Here is a 545-nt window from a genome sequence, read left to right as displayed (position 1 = left end):
ACTTTTCCTCTGGTGCGGATTTAGCTTGGATGCAATCGATGGCAAATAGTACCCGAAAAGAAAACCTAGTCGATGCACAAAGCCTCGCTCGCTTAATGGAAACGTTAGATACCTTCCCTCAACCGACCATCGCTGTCGTACAAGGCTCAGCGTTTGGTGGCGCATTGGGGCTAATTTGCTGCAGCGATATCGCTATCGCCACCAACTCCGCTCAGTTTTGCTTGAGTGAAGTCAAATTGGGATTGGTGCCCGCCACCATTGCACCATACGTGATGCGTGCGATGGGCAATCGACAAGCACGTCGTTACATCCTCAGTGGTGAAGTCATCCCTGCGGTTAAAGCGCAACAGTTTGGCATCGTGCATGAAGTGAAAGAAGATGAGGAGCTTGAATCATGCGTAAGCGAAGTCGTCGCTTCTTTGCTACTCAATAGCCCAGATGCCATGAGAAAAGCGAAAGCACTGTGCGAACAATGCCACCAAAATCCCATTGATTCTCAGCTTATCCGCTACACCAGCCAATTGATCGCCGATATCCGTGTATCG

Annotated in this window: 1 protein-coding gene; it reads left to right on the top strand. The window is 49.7% G+C overall.

Going from position 1 to position 545, the window contains the following annotated elements; translation table 11 throughout:
- Window positions 1-545, top strand: a 545-nt coding sequence (locus tag R7R24_RS29715; protein ID WP_318120590.1) for an enoyl-CoA hydratase-related protein, incomplete at both ends; no start/stop codon positions are given.

This window comes from Vibrio sp. 704, from assembly GCF_033339295.1.
Note: the sequence above shows the minus strand (reverse complement) of the source record. Positions and strands in the feature narration are given on the sequence as shown.